This window comes from Microcystis sp. M_QC_C_20170808_M3Col (assembly GCF_007095505.1).
Taxonomy (GTDB): Bacteria; Cyanobacteriota; Cyanobacteriia; order Cyanobacteriales; family Microcystaceae; genus Microcystis.
On the sequence record NZ_SFBY01000071.1, the window covers coordinates 1 to 2,549 of the forward strand.

Annotated in this window: 4 protein-coding genes; all 4 read right to left on the minus strand. The window is 40.5% G+C overall.

The features are described 5' to 3' along the window. Positions 1-184: 184 nt before the first annotated feature. The 4 genes from EWV84_RS03630 to EWV84_RS03645 all read right to left on the minus strand — a co-directional run bounded on the left by EWV84_RS03630 (position 185) and on the right by EWV84_RS03645 (position 2,036). Positions 185-421, minus strand: a complete 237-nt coding sequence (locus EWV84_RS03630) for a NifU family protein (RefSeq protein WP_286826460.1) — start codon at positions 419-421, stop codon at positions 185-187. Between the two features lie 73 nt (positions 422-494). Further along, positions 495-1,142 carry a DUF3386 domain-containing protein gene (locus tag EWV84_RS03635; protein ID WP_287076520.1) on the minus strand — a complete coding sequence of 216 codons (648 nt, stop codon included), beginning with the start codon at positions 1,140-1,142 and terminating at the stop codon, positions 495-497. Between the two features lie 376 nt (positions 1,143-1,518). After that, positions 1,519-1,737: a DUF2283 domain-containing protein gene (locus EWV84_RS03640; RefSeq protein ID WP_286826458.1), complete on the minus strand. Its 219-nt coding sequence runs from the start codon at positions 1,735-1,737 to the stop codon at positions 1,519-1,521. Further along, entirely contained in the window at positions 1,722-2,036 is a 315-nt protein-coding gene (locus EWV84_RS03645; RefSeq protein WP_286826457.1) for a DUF4258 domain-containing protein, read from the minus strand. Before EWV84_RS03645 ends, EWV84_RS03640 begins: the two co-directional genes overlap by 16 nt. Positions 2,037-2,549 lie beyond the last annotated feature (513 nt).

Here is a 2,549-nt window from a genome sequence, read left to right on the forward strand (position 1 = left end):
GGATAATGCAAGGTTTTTGAAAGTCCCAATCCTATTTTCTTGCACTAACATCGGACTTTAACAGGTCAAAAGCTTTATTTTAAAAGGGTTTTACCATTATTCAGCAAGCCCTAATTAATATTATGCCCGATCGCTAATTTAACTTAGTCAATCGGGCAGTGGTGAGAATTAATTAAACCAAGATTTAGAAAGCTTGTTCAACTTCGGCAATTTCGGGAATCATTTCCCGGAGACGACGTTCGATGCCCATTTTCAGGGTTACGGTGGAACTGGGACAGGAACCGCAAGCTCCTTGAAGACGCAGTCTGACGACTGGCCCGTCGATTTCGACTAATTCCACGTTACCACCATCGGACATCAGGTAGGGGCGCATTTCATCTAAGACTTGTTCGACGTTATTGGGGGTCAGTGTTAAAGACATAATCAGCCTCTGGTCAGAGATTTATTACAGTGTAGTTACCTCGATCCTAACGCTTTTTGGGCGGGAATAACCCTTAAGATTGTAAAAGCTGCAGATTGATAAAAGTGAATTCTGTGGTGGATTTTTCGCCCCCGGCGTCGATTGCGTTAATCACTTGACAGGAGGGTAAATAATAATTACCGATTTTTTCGTAGGTTTCCTTAAAGTCACGTTTTCCCTTTAATTCATCGGTTTTGGCATTGCGGAAAATGGCATTATAGCGAATAGAAATATAACCTTCTCCCGTATCGAGACTTTCCTCGGTATTAATAGTAAAAGCCATCGGTCCCATGACTCGACTGACTTGACAGATTTCCTGGCCGCGGACTTTATAATTAGACCCCATAGCATCGCCGGTGACAAGAATTTCTACCGCACCGGTGGGATCATCTTCCCCGAAATTAAACTGGTTTTTGCCGTGGGAACCCTCAAAATTGCCTCTTTTGCGGTGAGTAACGATATCGCGCATTTGATTATAGATACTTTCTTGCACTTTCTCGTCATCAATGCCCGTTACTTCCACAGTATAATCAGCATTAACTTGAATTTTGCCCGTATGGACTTCCTCTCCTTGGGTGAGGATAATATCAGCAGTGTAACCGGGGAATTGTTCATCCCAAGTATAACGGTTTTCGTAGGCGGAGCGGAAAATATCTCGGGCGTTCGTCGTGGCTACAGTCATAATTGCTTTACTTGTGTTGATAACTCTATTTATATCATTGTCGCTGATTTTTTCGCCTCTGGCCGAGATTTCTAGAAAACTAGATGAATTTGATAACTTAGGGAAAAAGCCAATTAGAATGGACTAAGGAGCCGTCCCTGACTCGATTTTAATCAACTTCATGTTCGCCAAAAATAAGAGATTGTCTGACGCACCTCCTTAATACGATTTAAGGATCGGAGATTCCGGGTGATTCCATTTATGGCTTTTATGCAATTTTATGCCCATTTTTTTCATTTTTGCACTCTCAAAAATTAATTATGCAAGAACTCTATTTTACCCCATGATGTCGGGAGAGCCAAAATTAGTTAGGTTGGCGACGGATTGACCCAATAAGTTAAGCTGTAACATTACCCGAAAGTTCTGCGACTAAAGGGTGATCCTTTTTTAGTTGACTTACGCCTAAAATGGAAAAACCTAATACGTTTCCCTGAAGATCAACTCTGGTCATAATTGCATCATTTTCTGTTTCTTGCATATAACCTGGTTGATCAGAAAAAAGAACTTCTAGGAAATCACCTTCTTTGTCAAACCAAATTTTTAAGTTAGTGGCCATAACAATTCTCCTTGTTTAATTCTATTCGTTAAATAGGCTGTCAATAAAAAGGCATCTTTATCAAGATATTTAGTGACAACGCATAGCCATTTATCTCCCATTAATGTATTAAGATAATAACGGTAATTTAAAATCACTTGGTTGTCGGTGTTAGATTTTCTGACTTGTTCGGGATACTGAAGCGTTTCTTCTATTCTATCCTTCAACACAGCCATCTCGGGATGGTCTAAAATATGGAGCAATCTTTCTTCTGTAAGACGCACAGGAAAGCCTCGATAATCGGTGAGGATTTTGGTCATCAGAATTTTTAGAAGCTCACGAGATAATGCTCATTATAGTCTGATAGTTTCATGACCACATATTACTATGCTTGACTAGATCTGACAATATTCGTATTGAAACTTTACAATATCAAGTTTATATCGCCTCACGAAAAATGATCGCCAATCAAAAAAACTTCACAACACCCAAAAGCGCTCGCCCTTGATAATTGAAATATCCCTGTCGGATTCGCTCCGGCCACAGCTTTCGTCATTGTGCCTTCTTAAGACCCATGGCTCAACGTAGTATGTCACAAAAAAGTAAACAAGCGACCATGGATAATAACTATATGATTGCTGTGCTGAGAGCCTTTTGTCAAGCCTAATTGAGATGCTCTTACCCTCGGAGAAAGATGCTCGCCACGAATAAAGAAAAATGGCATAAAATAGAAAAAACTCACCCTCAGCGACCAAGGCGATGGCAGCAGAAACGGCGAAAATCAAGCTTTATCGGAAAACCTATCAACTTCCCCGACTAAATCGCCCCGATTT

Excerpts from the sequence above, each read along its gene's own strand:
- EWV84_RS03630 (WP_286826460.1), bottom strand. The coding sequence starts at position 421 with ATGTCTTTAACACTGACCCCCAATAACGTCGAACAAGTCTTAGATGAA.
- EWV84_RS03635 (WP_287076520.1), bottom strand. The coding sequence starts at position 1,142 with ATGACTGTAGCCACGACGAACGCCCGAGATATTTTCCGCTCCGCCTAC.
- EWV84_RS03640 (WP_286826458.1), bottom strand. The coding sequence starts at position 1,737 with ATGGCCACTAACTTAAAAATTTGGTTTGACAAAGAAGGTGATTTCCTA.
- EWV84_RS03645 (WP_286826457.1), bottom strand. The coding sequence starts at position 2,036 with ATGACCAAAATCCTCACCGATTATCGAGGCTTTCCTGTGCGTCTTACA.